We start from the raw sequence: 15281 nt of genomic DNA, 5'->3' as shown, positions 1-15281 counted from the left end.
CCATGACCAAGCCGCTGAAGCAGATCCATCTGGCCGCCCACTTCCCGGGCGTCAACAACACCACCGTGTGGAGCGACCCCGCGGCCGGCAGCCACATCGAGTTCAGCTCCTTCGTGCACTTCGCGCGGACCGCGGAACGCGCCAAGTTCGACTTCCTGTTCCTCGCCGAGGGGCTCCGCCTGCGGGAACAGGGCGGGAAGATCTACGACTTGGACGTCGTGGGCCGGCCCGACACCTTCACCGTCCTGTCCGCCCTCGCCGCCGTCACCGAGCACCTGGGCCTGACCGGCACCATCAACTCCACCTTCAACGAGCCCTACGAGGTGGCCCGCCAGTTCGCGAGCCTCGACCACCTCTCCGGCGGCCGCGCCGCGTGGAACGTCGTCACCTCCTGGGACGCCTTCACCGGCGAGAACTTCCGCCGCGGCGGCTTCCTCCCGCAGGAGGAGCGCTACTCCCGAGCCAAGGAGTTCCTCGCCACCGCGAACGAACTCTTCGACTCCTGGCAGGGCGACGAGATCCTCGCCGACCGGGCGACGGGACAGTTCCTGCGCGACGCCAAGGCCGGCTCGTTCGTCCACACGGGCCAACACTTCGACATCCACGGCCAGTTCGACGTCCCGCGCTCCCCGCAGGGCCGCCCGGTCATCTTCCAGGCGGGCGACTCCGACGAGGGCCGCGAGTTCGCCGCGTCGAGCGCCGACGCCATCTTCAGCCGGTACGCCACGCTGGAGGGCGGCCAGGCCTTCTACACGGACGTCAAGAAGCGCCTCGCCAAGTACGGCCGCCGACCCGACCAGTTGCTCATCCTGCCCGCGGCGTCCTTCGTCCTCGGCGACACCGACCAGGAGGCCGAGGAGATCGCCAAGGAGGTGCGCCGCCAACAGGTCAGCGGGGCCACCGCCCTCAAGCACCTGGAGTTCGTCTGGAACCGGGACCTGTCCTCCTACGACCCGGAGGGCCCGCTCCCCGACATCGACCCGGACGTCAGCGCGGACCACATCTCCAAGGGCCGCGCGCAGGTCCGCATGTACCGCGACCCGCTGGCCACCGCCCGCGAGTGGCGCGAGCTGGCCGACGCCAACAACTGGTCCATCCGTGACCTCGTCATCGAGTCCGGCAACCGGCAGAACTTCGTCGGCTCCCCGGCGACCGTTGCGAGGACCATCAACGACTACGTCCAGGCCGACGCCAGTGACGGCTTCATCCTCGTCCCCCACATCACCCCGACCGGCCTCGACGTCTTCGCCGACAAGGTCGTTCCGCTGCTCCAGGAACAGGGCGTGTTCCGCACCGAGTACGAGGGGCCGACACTGCGGGACCACCTCGGGCTCGCCCACCCGGACCAGTCACCGGCTGAGCAGCGGGCGGCGTCGTGAGGCCCCCGCCTCCACGCTGACCGCGCCCCGCTCGGACCCGCTGTCGGAGGGGGCTCGGGGCCAACTCCGGGCGGGCCGCGCTACCGGATCACCCACAACGCGGCGCCCCAGCAGGCGGCGAGGAACACGGCGAGGGTCCCGGTCGCCACCGCGTTGCGTGCCGTGGCCGTCGCGGCGCAGGCCTCCCCGGCCGCCCGCAGCCTGCGCCCGACGCCGAGGAACACCGCACAGGACCCCGCGCACAGCCCCGCCGCGACCGGCAACAGCCACAGGACCGTCACCAGGAGATCCCGCAGCTCATCGCCCGACCCGGCGTCCGAAGCAAGCATGGGCGGATCCTAGGCCCTGTCGTCGACGACCGCGAGCGGTGGCGCCGACGACTCCGCCGTACTCCCGTGTCGGGGAACGCCGTATGGCCGGCGATCGTCTCCCTCCCCCGAAGGTGACGATCGCCGGCCATCCCCCGGCGCCGGACAGTGGACCGGCATCGCCCGTGTGCGGCCTGTATGTGCTGTCACCAGCACATGACCGCGGTTTCCCCCGAACCCCACGCGGAGTACAGGCGCACACGGACGAAGTAGCGGCGACCCTTGACGAGTCGGGCCCTGACGGTGGCATTGTGCGGCGCCCCGCCGTCGTCGTGGCCGGCGAGGTAGCGGGGTTCCCCGTCCCGCTCCTCGAAGACCACCACGACGGTGTCGGCGTCGCCGAAGGTGCCCACGGTGTACTCGCGGGTCTCCGGCGGCTCGACGATGAAGTCGGCCTGGTCGCCCGGTCCGAGACCGAGCGGAGCCGAACGGAACGGCACCAGCGCGGGCGACCGCGACGGGCCGGCCGACGGGTACCAGCGCAGGGCGTACTCCTTGTCCGAGGGCGAGAGCGTACCGGGCGGGTTGAGACCCGCGCGGTACTGCTCCGGCTCCAGGATCAGCCCCGCCGAGAACGGATACTCCATGATCGACTGCGGGTCCCAGGAGGAACCGTTCACCTCACGGACGTCCAGCTTGCGCAGGATGTTGACGTACGTCCGGTCCCGGGTCCAGTGGTTCGGCGGGCCCGCCAGATCGGCGTAGACGGCCTCCTCGTCCCAGTGGATCCCCGCGAACGGGTTCTGGTGCTCGTGGTGCATGCCGAGCGCGTGCCCGATCTCGTGCAGGGCCGTCCCGCGCTCCCCGGGCGCGGTCAGGTCCCAGCCGAAGTTCATGGTCCGCTCGTGCAGTCCGACCCGCAGCGCGTCCCTGCCCACGGTCGACCAGGAGCCGTCGCCGAACTGGAACCCGACGCGCAGTTCCGCCTCGCCGCGGGTGGCGACCTCGGTGAAGGTGACGCCGATGCCCAGGTCCTGCCACTCCTGGAAGCACCCGCGCACGACGTCCTGCTGCTCCTTCGCGCCGACCCACGACACCCGCCGGGTCGCCCCGCTGCCGGGTACCGCGATCACCGAGGCGTCGGACTCGCCGTCGAAGAAGTAGTAGTGCAGGACGGTGTTGTTGACCCACATCCGGCTTCCGCCGATGAGCGCACTGAGCCTCTCGGCGGCCAGCCCCGGTGTGAAGACGGGAGCCGGCTGCTGCGCGAGGGAGCAGTAGCGGGAGGTCATGCGCCAAGAGTGCCGTCGGTGCGCCATGGGCGCCTGAGTCGAGGGCTACTCAAGTCCCTGTGTATCAGGGGTGAGTACTCGGGCTCTTGTTGTCGTGACGACTTTCGAACGCGCTGCGAAGACCCTGGAACTGCCCTGGCCGTTCACCGGCCGGGAGGACGAACTGGAGCTGATCCGCCGGTCCTCGGCCGCCGGTCACCACGGCATCGTGGTGACCGGCCCGGTGGGCTGCGGCAAGACCCGGCTCGTCACGGAGGCCGTCCGCGGCACCGACTGCGCCAGGGTCGCCGGGACCCCCGAGACCCGGCACCTCCCCTTCGCCGCGTTCGCCCACCTGCTGCCCGAGCCGGTCTCCCTGCACCGCGCCGTCCAACTGCTCTCCGCCGTACGGCTGTTGCTGGTCGACGACGCGCATCTGCTCGACGACGCCTCGGCCGCCCTCGTGCACCAGCTTGCGGTGCACGGCCGCACCCGGCTGCTGGTGGTGGCCGCGGACGGCGCCCTCGTCCCGGGCGCGGTCTCCCGCCTGTGGACGGGTGAACTGCTGCCCCGACTCGTCCTGGAACCACTGCCGTACGAGGAGACGGCCCAGCTGCTGGCCGCGGGCGCCGGGGGCGGGCTGGAGCCGCTCACCGTGAACCGGCTGCACCGTCTGTGCCGGGGTGATCTGCGGCTGCTGCGGGAGCTGCTCACCGCGGTGCGCGAGGGCGGGCTGCTCCGGCGGCTGCCGGGGGCGGACGCGTGGGCGTGGCGGGGGCCGGTGCCGGTGACGGCGACCGTGCGGGAGCGGGCGGGCTGCGTCCTGGACCGGCCGCGCCGCGAGGAGCGCGAGGTGCTCGAACTCCTGGCGTTCGCCGAGCCGTTGGCCCCCCACATGGACGACTTCGACCTGCGGGCCCTGGAGGACCTGGAGGCCGAGGGTCTGGTGCGCGTCGACGACCACGGTGCCGTATGCCTCGCCCACCCGCTGCACGGTCCCGTCCTGCGGGCGGCGGCCGGGCGACTGCGGGCGCGGCGGCTCGCCCGGACCCCGGAGCAGTGCAAGGCGGCCCTGGAGGAGGAGGCGGCCGAGCTGTCGCGACGGATGGAGCGGGCCGATGTGACGAGGTCCTGCGCGCCCGTGGGGGAGTGGCTGGTGGCCGAGGGCGAGCCGGTGCCGGCCTGGTACGGGGCCGTGCGAGCGCGGTTCGCCCGGCTGCGGGGAGAGCTGCGGGAGGCGGCGGCCTGGGCGCGGGAGGGGCTGCGCCACGCTCCGGGCGACACCTCCTGCCGTGCCGAACTCGCCCTGGCCGCATTGCAGTCCGGTGAGGTCACGGACGCCGGGGCGGACACCGGACCCCAGACGGCGGCCTGGCACGCGGCCGCCCGCGGGGACCTCGACACAGCGCTCGAAGCGGTCGGCCGCACCTATGACGCCGTACGTCTGGGCACACCCGGCAGGTGGGCCGACACGGTGTCGGGGGAGCACGGTGACGACGTCACGCGCGAGGGCGGGCCCGAGCGGACCCGGCATGCCGACATGCGCGCGCCGGGAGACGGGCCGCGGTGGGGCGACGACGGCGACGTCCGGCAGGCGCGCGGTCCGCGGAGGCCCGGTCTCCACGCCGGACATCGTGCCGACGCGACGCGCCCGTGGACGAGCCGGCCCCGGCCCGGGCCGACGTGTTCGCCCTGCACGCCGACGCGCTCGCCCGCGGTGACGGGGCCGCCCTCGACCGGGTGGCCGAGCGGCTGGAGGAGCGCGGGTTCGTGCTCTTCGCCGCCGAGGCCCGCGCCCAGGCCGCGCACGCCCATCGCGACCCGAGTGCCGCGCGGACCTCACGTACCCGGGCGGTCGCGCTGGCCCGGCGCTGCCAAGGCGCCCGGACCCCGGCCCTGTCCGGTCTCGTCCTCGGTGAACTCACCGCCCGCCAGCGGCAGATCGTCACCCTCGCGGCCGCCGGCCTCAGCAACCGGCAGATCGCGGAGAAGCTGACCCTGTCCATCCGTACCGTCGGCAACCACCTCTACAGCGCGTACGCCCGACTCGGCGCGGGCGGCCGGGGCGCACTGCCCTGGCTGGTGGAACTCCCCGACGCCCAACCGGCCTGAGCCGGTCCCGTACCGGCGGTCTGACCCCCGTGACCGGGGGAGGGGTCAGGCCGCCACCCACGTCAACCGCGACGCGCCGGGCCGACGCCCGGCTCCGGTCCAGGCTCGCCCCCGCTCGCCCTCACGCGCCCCCGAATGCCGAGAACGCCCACCCCGTCGCCTGGTGGGTGGCGTCTCCCGGTAGGGCCGCTCGCGCGTCGCGCAACGCTTCCGCGAGGGAGAGTCCGGTGTCGAGTCCCTTGTGCAGTGCGAGCATCAGCGGCACCACCGCGGCGTCGTTGACGGGTGCCGTGCACGCCACCACGCCCGCTGTGCCCAGCGGCAGCAGCGCGGTGACCAGGCCGAGCAGCTCGTCGGCGCCGACGGAGGCGAAGCGGGCGGTGTCGCAGCAGGACAGGATGATCCGGTAGGGGCTGCGGTCCAGGCGCTCGAGGTCGTGCACGATGAGCGGCCCGTCCGCCATCCGCAGCGACGAGAAGAGCGGGCTGTCGGCCCGGAAGGTGCCGTGCGCGGCGATGTGCGCGAGGGCCGCCCCGTCCAGCTCCTCCAGTACCCGCGGCACCCGCGCCTCGTCGTCCTCCAGGACCGTGGAACCGCCGTACCGGTCCGCCAGTTCGGACACCTCCGCGCCCTCGGTCGCGAGCCCCGGCCCGCGCACCAGCACCTGGCGCCCGCCGGGCGGCGGCTCGGTCTCCCGCGCGCGCAGCCAGCCGCTCGCCGACGGCGACACGCTGAGCACCCGCTCCCGCAGTGCCGGCAGCAGCGCCCACGGCACCCGGTGCAGCCGGGCGGGGGGTACGACGACGACCGGTCCGGAGCCGAGCTGCGCCACCGCCGGACCGAGCAGCAGCTCCTGAAGTCGGCGCCCCGCCTCCAGCACCAGTGGAAGGCGCGCCTCCGCCCCGGGGTGGGCCAGCCGCCGCAACCCCGCCTGCACATGCTCGGCCTCGGTCTCCGCGTCGGCGAGCCGACCGGCCTCGAACCGCCGCACCCGCCCCTGCCCGCACAGCAGGACCTGGACCCTCCCGTCCAGCACGACGAGCTCGACGAGCCGTACGTCGTCCCCCAGCCGCTCCAGCAGCCGCGTGGGGTCGAAGCGGGTGCCGTAGCCGGGCACGTCCCCACGGATGTGCAAGGTCCGGGAACGTATCTCCCGTTCCAGACGGCGCTGTTCGCGCTCCAGCGCCGGTATCGGGCGGCCCTCCATGCGGGCCTCCTCCGCGCGGGCGGCGATCTCCCGGAACGCGGTCAGGTCGCCCAGCAGGGTCGGATCGGCGGGCGGCCGGGTGGGCGGCGTGGACAGCGCGGTGGCCCGCCAGCGCTCGCTCCACACCAGCAGCCGGCGCGGACCGGAGCCGAGACTCGCCCGCTGCGCCAGCGCGGCGAGTTCCGCGCCCTGGGCGGTGGCCCGCGCCCGCAACTCCGCTGCCCCCAGCGTCATCCGGTGGTCGTCGAGCACGTCCAGGCCGCGCCGGCACGCCTCCAGCACGCCCCGTCCCGACCCGGCGGCCCGGGCCCTGAGCGCCTGTGCCGCCCACCCCGTCATACGGGCCAGCGGCGGACCGCTGCGCCGGCTGCGCGCGGCCACCGCCAGATGGCGTTCGGCGTCGGCCGTCCACCCCAGGTCGAGCGCGATCCGGCCCGCGAGCAGCGAGGCCTCCGGAGCCGCCGGCGCCCCGAACGCGGCCAGTCGGTCGGCCACGTCGGCCGCGTCCGCGACCAGGCGCCCGGCGGCGCGCCCGGCGGCGACCCGTGCCTCGATCAGCACCAGCCGGGCGTGCGTCTCCCACCACGGGCGCCGCTGCCCGGCGAACAGCCGCACCGCCAGCGCGGCCCGCGCGATCGCGGTGTGCGGATCGCCCGCGAGCCGGGCCGCCCGCGCCGCGGCCAGCAGCAGCTCCGCCTTGCGCGTGGACTGCCCGCCGATGCGGTCCAGCACCCCGATCGCCGTGTCCGCCTCGGCCAGCGCCTCCGGGGCGAGCCCGGCGGCCATCAGCACCTCGCAGCGCCGGATGTAGAGCATGAAGGACGGCGTGCCGAGCTTGGCGTACCGCTCCTCGGCCTCGTCGAGCAGCCGGAGCGCCACCGGGATATCCCCGGAGCGGAAGGCGGCCAGGCCCCGGCTCTCCACCACGTCCGCCTTGTCGTGGTCCTGGCCGGTGGTGTCCCACAGCGTCTCCGCGGCCGTGAAGTCGGCGTCCGCCCGCTCCACCGCGCCGAGCGCCAGATGCACGGTCGCGCGGAGCGTCAGCGCGCGTGCCGTCCAGATCACGTCGTCCGCCTGCCGCAGCACGGGGATGGCCCGGCGCACGTCCACCAGCGCCTCCTGGTGCAGACCCAGCACCCAGGAGGCGAAGGCCCGTCGGAACAGGACGCGCGCGCGGGTGTGCCCGCTGCCGATCGCGACCCCGCGCTCCAGCGCGGCCAGGCCCTGCCGGGTGCGCCCCGCGTGCACCAACGCCACCCCGAGCGCGGCCAGTACATCGGCCTCGCGGTCCGCGGACTCCGCGCGCGCCGCCAGATCGCGGGCGCGCCGCAGATGCTCCAGCGCGATCCTCAAGTCCCCCCAGTCCCGCTGCCAGATGCCGATGACCTGGTGGGCGACGGAGGCGTGCAGCGGTGAGGGATCGGAGCCGAGTACCTCTTCCGCCCGCGCCAGCGCCTGGTGGGGGGCGGCGAACACCATGGGCAGCAGTTCGAGAACCGGGTCGCTTCTCGCCGTCACTCAACGGATGGTAGTCGTCCGGGTAGTGCGCCACACAGGTTTGGCGCTGTATCAATCAACGGCCCCGCGACTCTGACTGACGACCGCCGCCCCTGTGGGAGGACACGCCATGGCACCACAGCGATTCCACGAGCAGTTCGACCAGATCCAGCGTTCCATGCCCGACGTCGCCCTGGCCCTGGGGCCCGACGACTCGGCCGAGTTCATCTACGAGAAGGGGGTGGTCCTCGCGCGCGACGGCGAGGAGGCCCGGCTCGTCGAGGACACCGTGCGCGACCACTTCACCGCCGCGACCGGGCTGAGCGGCGACGAGGTGCGCCGGGCCGGCCCGGAGACCAACCGCTCCGGCATCACCCGCATCCAGGTCGGCGACCCCGGCCACGGCGACCGGCGCGCCGACCGGGCCGTCGCCAACGCCCTGCGGGTCATGCGCGAACCGGAGGGACGCGCCGGGCGCCGTCTGGTCAGCCGCAACCACGTGGTGACGATCGCCGTCAACTCCTGTCCCGGTGACGAGCCGGTGCCCGCCCCGCTCAACCGGGGCACCAACCCGGCCCCCGCCGAGGCCGGGCACGACGCGGACACCGCCGTGGACGTCCTGGTCATCGACAACGGCCTCACCCACGACTACTCCCTGGTCTCGCTGCTCTCCCACGTCCAGGGCGACCTGCACGGCACCGAGACCGACGAACACGGCAACCTGATGCAGTACGTCGGCCACGGCACGTTCATCGCCGGGATCCTCGCGTCCGTCGCGCCGAACACCAACATCACCGTGCGCAACACCCTCAACGACGCGGGCGCCATCCTCGAATCCGACTTCGGCGAGGCGCTGTTCGCCGCCGTCGACGAGGGCGGCTGGCCGGACATCATCAGCCTGTCCGCCGGCACCTCCAACGGCCGCACCGACGGTCTGCTGGGCGTCGACGCCTTCATGCGCGAACTGCGGCAGCAGCGCACCCTGTTGGTCGCCGCCGCCGGGAACAACGCCAGCGCCACGCCCTTCTGGCCCGCCGCCTACGCCTCCCTGCCCGACTACGCGAGCTCCGTGCTGGCGATCGGCGCCCTGCGCACCGACGGCGACCACGGCGCCTGCTTCACCAACCACGGCTCCTGGGTCAGCGCCTACGCGCCCGGCGAGCGCCTCACCAGCACCCTCACCGGCTTCGACGCGCCGATCCCGTACGTCTACCAGCACTCCACGTACGACGTCTGCCGGTTCCACTTCACCTACCTGTGCACCTGCCAACACCCCCGTCACGCGGGCATGTTGAGCGAGGACGGCAGCTCCGCGAAGCCGGACCAGGTGATGTTCGACGGGTTCGCGCACTGGAGCGGCACCTCCTTCGCGACCCCTGCCGCGGCCGGCATGGTGGCCGCGCTCATGACCGCCGACAAGGAGACCGACCCGCGCACCGCCCGGCAGCAACTGATCGCGAACAACACCGAGTTCGCGGAGGTGCGGGGGGCGCACGTCGCCGCCCTCATCCCGCCGACCTGGCGCCCGAGCACGGCTGTCCAGCGGTGAGGGCCGAACTCGCCCCCGTCACGGCGTACGATGACATGCCGTACACGAGGGGTGGGGCCGTGGACCGAGCAGAAGTCGGCGCGTTGGTCCAGTCCGCCGTCGACGGCGACGCGGCGGCCTGGAAGGCGCTCGTGGAGGGGCTGAGCCCGCTGGTGTGGTCGGTCGTGCGCGCGCACCGGCTCTCCGACGCCGACGCGCACGAGGTGTACCAGACGGTGTGGTTCCGTTTCGCCCAGCATCTGGGCCGCATCCGGGAACCGCAGAAGGCCGGCTCCTGGCTCGCGAGCACCGCGCGCCACGAGTGTCTGAAGGTCCTCAAGAGCCTCAAGCGGCTGACGCCCACCGACGATCCGCAGGTGCTCGACCGGGTAAGCGACGACCGCACGCCCGAGCAGTCGGTGCTCGACTCCGAGGAGGCGGCCGTGGAGAGCGAGCGCATCCGCCGACTGTGGCAGGAGTTCGAGGAACTGGGCGATCGCTGCCGTCAGTTGCTGCGCATCCTGATGGCCTCGCCGCCGCCCAGCTACCAGGAGGTCTCCGCGGCCCTGGGCATCGCCGTGGGCAGTATCGGACCGCTGCGCCAGCGCTGTCTGCGCCGGCTGCGGGCACGTATGGAAGCAAGGGGGGCGGTGTGAGCACCGTGAACGACGACTTCGACGAAGACGCGCGGGACGGCGAGGAGTTCGACGTCGGACCGCTGGAGGAGGAGCTGCGCCGGGCCGCCGCGATCCTCGACCCGGTGCCGACCGGGCTGCGGCAACTCGCCGTGGAAGCCTTCGCGTTGCACGACCTGGACGCCCGGATCGCCGAGCTGACCTTCGACTCGGTGGTGGACGCCATCCCGGTGCGGGGCGCCACCGGCGTGCCGCGGATGCTGACCTTCCGCGCGGGCGAGGTCACCGTCGACGTGGAGGTGACCGGGCAGGAGCTGTTCGGGCAGGTGCTGCCACCGCAGCAGGCGCTGGTCGAGGTGCTCAGCGGCCCCCAGGCGGGCGCCCCGCTGACCACCGACGACATGGGGCGGTTCAGCTACGACGAACCCCCCGCCGGACCCTTCGCGCTGAGGCTGCGGACCGACGAGGGGGCCATCGTCACCGACTGGCTGACCGTCTGAGTCAGTCCCAGGTCACGGGCAGCGACCGCGGCCCGCGGATCATCGTCCTGCGGCGCCAGGGAACCTGGTCGGCCGGGATTGCGAGCCGCAGCCCCGGCAGCCGGTCGAGCAGCGTGGCGACCATGAGCTCGATCTGGAGGCGGGCGAGCATCGCGCCCGTGCAGTAGTGCGGGCCGTAGCCGAAGGACAGATGCGGGTTGGGGTCCCGGTCCAGGTCGATGCGGTCCGGGTCGGGGAAGACGGCCGGATCGCGGTTGGCGGCCAGGTAGGACACGTACACCGGCTCGCCCGCGCGGATGCGCAGCCCGCACATCTCGACGTCCTCCAGGGCGATCCGGGCGAGACCGACCGCGGTGCGGTGCGGGACGTAGCGCAGCAGCTCGTCCAGGGCGTTCGCGCGGGACTCGGGGTGATGGCGCAGCCGCTCCATCAGCTCGGGCCGCGTCAGCAGCAGGTACAGCGTCTGGCCGCAGTTGTGGGTGACGGCCTCGCCGCCGATCTGCAGGGGCGCGGCCAGCCCGACCGCCTCCTCCTCGGTGAGCTCACCCCGCCGCACGGCGGCGCCGATGAGCGCGTACACGTCGTCACCCTCGCTGGCGGCGCGCGCCCGCACCGTCTGGGCGATCCAGCCGAACAGGCCCTTCTTGGCCTCCGCGGCGGCCTCGGCACCGCCCTCGGTCGACACGATCCGCGCCGTCCAGGCGTGCACCTGCTCCCGGTCGGCGGCGGGCACCCCCATGACCTCGCTGATCAGGGCGATGGGGAAGGGTTCGAGGATCCGCTCGACGAGATCGGCGGGCGGCCCGTCCCGTACGACCCCGGCCACCAGCGGGTCGAGGATCTCCTGGGCGCGGGGCCGCAGCCGCTTCATCGCGCTCGCGGTGAACGCGCCGGCCACCGCCTGGCGCAGCCGGTTGTGCTCGGGCTGGTCGGCCCAGGCGGGGGAGCCGGGGCGTGGGGCGAAGTGCGGGGCGAGCCGGGTGACCTGGCGGTCCATCCCGGCGGTGCGGCTGAAGCGCGGATCGTTGGTGATCGCCCTGACGTCCTCGTGGCGGGTCGCCAACCACGCCCAGCCCTCGCCGTGCGGCAATCGGATACGGGTCAGCGGGCCCTCCCGCATGAGGTCGGCGAGGACGGGGTCGAACTCCGTGCCGGCCAGGTCGAGTGCGGGCCAGTCCCGTACCGGCGGGCCGGTGAGCGTGGTGGTTTCCTCGGTCATGCCACCCACCCTCGCCGCGGTGCGGGCCCGTGTCGCGCGGGAGTGCTCCAGCCGGACGTCAGCGGGAGACGGCGTCGACGAGCGCCGCGAGCGCCGTGGCGAGCCGCGCCAGCCCCGGCCCGGCGGGCCCGCCCGGCTCGCTCATGTAGGTGTCCCGGCGGATCTCCACCATCAGCGCGGCGACCCGGGGATCACGTCCGTGGAACTCCAGGGGCACGTACGTCCCGCTGAACGGGCTGTCCACCCCGGTCCGCCCGAACGCCCCGGCCTGCCCGAACGCCCCGGCCTGCCCGAACGCCTCCCGGGCGGCGGCGAGCAGTGCGGGCGGGGTGTGGAAGGCGTCGGTGCCGAGGCAGACGGGCGGCCGCGGGCCGTCACCGTGCAGCTCATAGGGCAGCGGTCGGCTGGGATACGAGTGCACATCGATGATCACAGCCCGTCCGACGGCGGCGAGCCGGTCGGCCACGGCCCGGGTCATGGCGTCGGCGTAGGGCCGGAAGTACCGCGCGACGAGCGGCTCCGGGTCGGTGTCCGCATCCCGCAGCACCTCGCCGTGCGTGGTCCGCGTGTACACGGCCCCCATCCCGACCGCGAGCATCTCCTCCCGCTCGTCCGGAAACCGCTCGGGATCGACGACCAGCCGCGACAGCCGGTTCACGAACCGCCACGGCACGACCTCCGCCCCGCCGGCCGCCGCCTCGGCGAGCTCGGAGGTGTGGGCGTCGACGATGTGGTCCGACTCCCGCTCCAGCGCCGTGTCGTCGAGCAGGATGCCCGCCCGCACGTCGGCCGGTATCTCCCGCGCCGAGTGCGGCACGTGCAGGATCACCGGGGAGGCGGCGGCGCCGGGCAGGATCTCGTAGGACGGCGTCATGCGGCGGCTCCCAGGGCGTTGTCGGTGGCGTGCTGCATGATCACAGCATGCACGCCCCCGAGGAGCGGCCGGCCGCGCGGGCGTTCCTCAGGAGCCGCCGCCCGGGAGTCGCTCGGGCCTGCCGGGAACGGCCCCGCCCCGGCCGGGCAGCTGCCGACCGGGGCGGAGTCGCGTGCGGGGGTGCGTCAGCTCAGGGACGCCAGCGCCTCGTTCCACGTGGTGGAGGGGCGCATGATCTTCGCGGCCCTGGCCGGGTCGGGCTGGTAGTAGCCGCCGATGTCGGCCGGGTTGCCCTGGACGGCGCCCAGCTCGTCGATGATCTTCTGCTCGTTCGAGGCGAGGGTCTCGGCGAGCGGTGCGAAGGCCTTGGCGAGGTCCGCGTCGTCGGTCTGGGACGCCAGCTCCTGGGCCCAGTACAGGGACAGGTAGAAGTGGCTGCCGCGGTTGTCGATGCCGCCGACGCGACGGGTCGGGGACTTGTCCTCGTTGAGGAAGGTCGCCGTGGCGCGGTCGAGGGTGTCGGCGAGGACCTTGGCCTTGGGGTTGCCGGTGGCCGTCGCGCACTGCTCCAGGGACGGCACCAGCGCGAAGAACTCACCGAGGGAGTCCCAGCGCAGGTAGTTCTCCTTGACCAGCTGCTGGACGTGCTTCGGCGCGGAGCCGCCGGCGCCCGTCTCGAACAGGCCGCCGCCCGCCATCAGCGGGACGACCGACAGCATCTTGGCGCTGGTGCCCAGCTCCAGGATGGGGAAGAGGTCGGTGAGGTAGTCACGCAGGACGTTGCCGGTGACCGAGATCGTGTTCTCGCCGCGGCGGATGCGCTCCACGGAGAGCTTCGTCGCCTCGACCGGGGCGAGGACGCGGATGTCCAGACCCTCGGTGTCGTGCTCCGGCAGGTAGGCGTTGACCTTGGCGATCAGGTTGGCGTCGTGCGCGCGGGTCTCGTCCAGCCAGAACACGGCCGGGTCGCCGGTGGCGCGGGCGCGGGTGACGGCCAGCTTGACCCAGTCGCGGATCGGGGCGTCCTTGGTCTGGCAGGCGCGGAAGATGTCGCCCTCGGCGACCGGCTGCTCGATGAGGACGTTGCCGGCCTGGTCGACCAGACGGACCGTGCCGGCCGCCTTGATCTCGAAGGTCTTGTCGTGGGAGCCGTACTCCTCGGCCTTCTGCGCCATGAGGCCGACGTTCGGGACCGAGCCCATGGTCGACGGGTCGTAGGCGCCGTTGGCGCGGCAGTCCTCGATCACGGCCTGGTAGACACCGGCGTACGAGGAGTCCGGCAGCACCGCGAGGGTGTCGGCCTCCTGGCCGTCCGGGCCCCACATGTGGCCGGAGGTGCGGATCATGGCCGGCATCGAGGCGTCGACGATGACGTCCGACGGCACGTGCAGGTTGGTGATGCCCTTGTCGGAGTCGACCATCGCCAGGGCGGGGCCCTCGGCGAGCTCGGCGTCGAAGGAGGCCTTGATCTCGGCGCCGTTCTCCAGGGACTCCAGGCCCTTGTAGATGCCGCCCAGACCGTCGTTCGGGGTCAGGCCGGCCGCGGCGAGCGCCGCACCGTGGCGCTCGAAGGTCTTCGGGAAGAACGCGCGCACCACGTGGCCGAAGATGATCGGGTCGGAGACCTTCATCATCGTGGCCTTCAGGTGCACGGAGAACAGCACGTCCTGCGCCTTGGCCTCGGCGATCTGCGCGGTGAGGAACTCCCGCAGCTGGGCCACGTGCAGCACGGACGCGTCGACGACCTCGCCCTCGAGGACGGGCACCGACTCGCGCAGGACCGTGGTGGTGCCGTCCTCGGCGACCAGCTCGATCCTCAGCGCGCCGGCCTCGGAGATCACGACGGACTTCTCGGTGGAGCGGAAGTCGTTCTGCCCCATGGTGGCGACGCTGGTCCTGGAGTCCGACGACCAGGCGCCCATGCGGTGCGGGTGGTTCTTGGCGTAGTTCTTGACCGAGGCGGGGGCGCGGCGGTCGGAGTTGCCCTCACGCAGGACCGGGTTCACGGCGGAGCCCTTGACCTTGTCGTAGCGGGCCTGGATGTCCCGCTCCTCGTCGGTCTTGGGGTCGTCCGGGTAGTTCGGCAGCGCGTAGCCCTGGCTCTGCAGCTCGGCTACGGCGGCCTTGAGCTGGGGGATCGACGCCGAGATGTTCGGCAGCTTGATGATGTTGGCCTCGGGCGTCTTCGCCAGTTCGCCCAGCTCGTGCAGGGCGTCCGGGATGCGCTGGTCCTCGGTCAGGTACTCCGGGAACACCGCGATGATGCGGCCGGCCAGCGAGATGTCCCGCGTCTGAACGGCGACACCCGCCTGCGAGGCGTACGCCTGGACCACCGGCAGGAAGGAATACGTCGCCAGGGCCGGGGCCTCGTCAGTGTGCGTATAGATGATGGTCGAGTCAGTCACCGGGTGCTCCGCTCCACGTCTGCAACATTGCTCGACATCAAGATATCTCCTGTCCGTCCGAGGCTCGACAGCGGTCCGCGCACGCTGTCCGAGAACCCGCGCATCCGCTTGCCCGTTCGACGCGTCTGATCCCGCGGTCATGCGTGGTGATCACGCCTCTTCCGACGGCCGGACCCGACCGGTCGGCCGCCCGAACGAAAGCGGACCATGAGAGATCGCGCCAGAGTGACGGGCCCCGCCGCCCTGATCGGCACCACCGCGGCCCTGATCGCGGCGCCCCCGGCACCCGCGGCCCCGCGGACCGGCACGCACGGCCCGCAGACCCTCGGCGACCCCGTCCTCCCGA

At 73.1% G+C, this 15281-nt stretch carries 12 protein-coding genes; 6 read left to right on the top strand and 6 right to left on the bottom strand.

Features of this window, described 5'->3' with window-relative positions; translation table 11 throughout:
- The first annotated feature begins 2 nt into the window (after positions 1-2).
- Positions 3-1379 (top strand): NtaA/DmoA family FMN-dependent monooxygenase, encoded by a 1377-nt coding sequence (locus ACZ56U_RS19150; RefSeq protein ID WP_469085175.1) that lies wholly within the window; start codon positions 3-5, stop codon positions 1377-1379.
- Positions 1380-1459: 80 nt separating this feature from the next.
- Here ACZ56U_RS19150 and ACZ56U_RS19145 read toward each other — a convergent pair whose 3' ends face one another.
- Complete coding sequence (locus ACZ56U_RS19145) at positions 1460-1708, bottom strand: hypothetical protein (protein ID WP_469085174.1); 249 nt, start codon at positions 1706-1708, stop codon at positions 1460-1462.
- A gap of 185 nt (positions 1709-1893) precedes the next feature.
- Positions 1894-2979 (bottom strand): beta-glucuronidase AbsR1, encoded by a 1086-nt coding sequence (gene absR1 / locus ACZ56U_RS19140; protein WP_469085173.1) that lies wholly within the window; start codon positions 2977-2979, stop codon positions 1894-1896.
- Positions 2980-3073: 94 nt separating this feature from the next.
- On the opposite strand from absR1, the gene ACZ56U_RS19135 reads away from it, so the two are divergent.
- A complete protein-coding gene (locus ACZ56U_RS19135) occupies positions 3074-4954 on the top strand; it encodes a hypothetical protein (protein ID WP_469085172.1) in 1881 nt (626 codons plus the stop codon).
- Positions 4855-5070: a response regulator transcription factor gene (locus ACZ56U_RS19130; RefSeq protein WP_469085445.1), complete on the top strand. Its 216-nt coding sequence runs from the start codon at positions 4855-4857 to the stop codon at positions 5068-5070. Before ACZ56U_RS19135 ends, ACZ56U_RS19130 begins: the two co-directional genes overlap by 100 nt.
- A 121-nt stretch (positions 5071-5191) precedes the next feature.
- Here the strand turns inward: ACZ56U_RS19130 and ACZ56U_RS19125 are convergent, their stop codons facing one another.
- Entirely contained in the window at positions 5192-7756 is a 2565-nt protein-coding gene (locus ACZ56U_RS19125) for a CHAT domain-containing protein (RefSeq protein ID WP_469085444.1), read from the bottom strand.
- Positions 7757-7904: 148 nt separating this feature from the next.
- Here ACZ56U_RS19125 and ACZ56U_RS19120 point away from each other — a divergent pair, with 148 nt between their 5' ends.
- Genes ACZ56U_RS19120 through ACZ56U_RS19110 form a run of 3 tightly spaced genes read left to right on the top strand, consistent with a single transcriptional unit; the run spans position 7905 to position 10437 of the window.
- Complete coding sequence (locus ACZ56U_RS19120) at positions 7905-9323, top strand: S8/S53 family peptidase (RefSeq protein ID WP_469085171.1); 1419 nt, start codon at positions 7905-7907, stop codon at positions 9321-9323.
- Positions 9324-9382: 59 nt separating this feature from the next.
- The gene (locus tag ACZ56U_RS19115) at positions 9383-9958 is read left to right on the top strand and encodes an RNA polymerase sigma factor (RefSeq protein ID WP_469085170.1); all 576 of its coding nucleotides are present in this window, start codon (positions 9383-9385) and stop codon (positions 9956-9958) included.
- Between the two features lie 5 nt (positions 9959-9963).
- Positions 9964-10437 carry a hypothetical protein gene (locus tag ACZ56U_RS19110; protein WP_469085443.1) on the top strand — a complete coding sequence of 158 codons (474 nt, stop codon included), beginning with the start codon at positions 9964-9966 and terminating at the stop codon, positions 10435-10437.
- Between the two features lies 1 nt (position 10438).
- On the opposite strand, the gene ACZ56U_RS19105 is transcribed toward ACZ56U_RS19110, so the two are convergent.
- The 3 genes from ACZ56U_RS19105 to ACZ56U_RS19095 form a co-directional block, all read right to left on the bottom strand.
- Positions 10439-11656 carry a cytochrome P450 gene (locus ACZ56U_RS19105; RefSeq protein ID WP_469085169.1) on the bottom strand — a complete coding sequence of 406 codons (1218 nt, stop codon included), beginning with the start codon at positions 11654-11656 and terminating at the stop codon, positions 10439-10441.
- Positions 11657-11714: 58 nt separating this feature from the next.
- On the bottom strand, positions 11715-12530 hold the full coding sequence (locus tag ACZ56U_RS19100; RefSeq protein ID WP_469085168.1) for an N-formylglutamate amidohydrolase: 816 nt from the start codon (positions 12528-12530) through the stop codon (positions 11715-11717).
- 185 nt (positions 12531-12715) lie between these two features.
- Positions 12716-14935, bottom strand: a complete 2220-nt coding sequence (locus tag ACZ56U_RS19095; RefSeq protein ID WP_469085167.1) for an NADP-dependent isocitrate dehydrogenase — start codon at positions 14933-14935, stop codon at positions 12716-12718.
- Between the last annotated feature and the right edge of the window lie 346 nt (positions 14936-15281).

The sequence above is a fragment of the Streptomyces sp. NPDC034103 genome (assembly GCF_055575395.1).
Note: the sequence above shows the minus strand (reverse complement) of the source record. Positions and strands in the feature narration are given on the sequence as shown.

Excerpts from the sequence above, each read along its gene's own strand:
- ACZ56U_RS19150 (WP_469085175.1), top strand. The coding sequence starts at position 3 with ATGACCAAGCCGCTGAAGCAGATCCATCTGGCCGCCCACTTCCCGGGC.
- ACZ56U_RS19145 (WP_469085174.1), bottom strand. The coding sequence starts at position 1,708 with ATGCTTGCTTCGGACGCCGGGTCGGGCGATGAGCTGCGGGATCTCCTG.
- absR1 (WP_469085173.1), bottom strand. The coding sequence starts at position 2,979 with ATGACCTCCCGCTACTGCTCCCTCGCGCAGCAGCCGGCTCCCGTCTTC.
- ACZ56U_RS19125 (WP_469085444.1), bottom strand. The coding sequence starts at position 7,756 with ATGGTGTTCGCCGCCCCCCACCAGGCGCTGGCGCGGGCGGAAGAGGTA.
- ACZ56U_RS19120 (WP_469085171.1), top strand. The coding sequence starts at position 7,905 with ATGGCACCACAGCGATTCCACGAGCAGTTCGACCAGATCCAGCGTTCC.
- ACZ56U_RS19105 (WP_469085169.1), bottom strand. The coding sequence starts at position 11,656 with ATGACCGAGGAAACCACCACGCTCACCGGCCCGCCGGTACGGGACTGG.
- ACZ56U_RS19100 (WP_469085168.1), bottom strand. The coding sequence starts at position 12,530 with ATGACGCCGTCCTACGAGATCCTGCCCGGCGCCGCCGCCTCCCCGGTG.